This is a genomic window from Acinetobacter sp. 228, from assembly GCF_048147885.1.
On record NZ_JAYWYV010000586.1, the window covers coordinates 1 to 1,045 of the forward strand.

General features: G+C 41.6%; 2 protein-coding genes. Both read right to left on the bottom strand.

The genetic code is table 11. From position 1 onward, the window contains the following. Positions 1-378, bottom strand: a 378-nt coding sequence (locus VXQ92_RS21025; protein ID WP_416683070.1) for a Gp138 family membrane-puncturing spike protein, incomplete at its 3' end; no start/stop codon positions are given. A 2-nt stretch (positions 379-380) separates the two neighbouring features. Then, the coding region (locus tag VXQ92_RS21030; protein WP_416683071.1) for a baseplate hub protein at positions 381-1,045 on the bottom strand (665 nt) is incomplete at its 5' end.

Below are 1,045 nucleotides of genomic sequence, written 5' to 3' on the forward strand. Positions count from 1 at the left end.
ATCGGATAAATCATGCTTACGGTTTTCAAACGGTGGTTGAATGCCACCGTTTTGCCACCACAAATCAATGCATCGAGATGAAAAATGTACTAAACACTCATCACCACTCTTAATTGGAAATGTTAGTGCAAATCCCCCGGCCTTAGGCCAACACACAGGAACATCTGGAATTAACGGTAAATTCACTAATTCCATTGATCCATCTTCACGCATTACCGGTATCTGAATAGCTGGCGTTACAGATACTGTTTGTCCGTCATCGTCATATGATTCAACAATACAAGGCAAATTGGTCCAAAGCACTGCTAAGGCAGATTTAATCGCATCGTTGATTGTATTAAGCAAATGGGGCGATCTTTCGTTATTACTTAAAGCCATAATCAATCCACCGCCGTAATTGTAATACCAGATTTAGGAACTACAGCACCCTGACCAACTGAAACTGTGCTTGTATACCAGTCATCACCACGTGTATCTCCGTAGTGCTCAACTGCCTTGATGATGTAAATACCATTAATACCACCAGCCGTTTTTAGATCCTTTTGTGGTTGATCAACGCCCTGGCTTTGGTAATCAATATCAAAAGCTTGTGTCTGGATACTTGAAGTATCGACATGTATGCGTCTACCACGGCGTAATTGAGGATTAAGGAGGCAATTCACCATTAAGCCTTCAGTAGTTAGCTGAGGCATTCCGACCATCCCAGTATTTGCATTCATTTCAAATACAGAGTCCAGCAAATAACTACTAATTCCGACCATGTAGAGGTATTCATCATCAATGAAGTACTCCGTATTTGTGTCTTTGCAAAACTGGCGGATCTGATCGTCTAGTGAACCAAACATGACTTTGCCGCGAACATATGTTTGATCACTAAGCTGTGGCAATTCACCGGTTTCTACACCATTAGCCTGATACTCTTTGGCGATTTCATTTTTTACCTGATCTACTGTCGTGCCGGCAGCAATGGTTTTATTCACTAAAGCATAGTTTTTAGCTTTATCGCCCGATTGGGCCAGAATACATAAAAACTTATCCGTAGGGC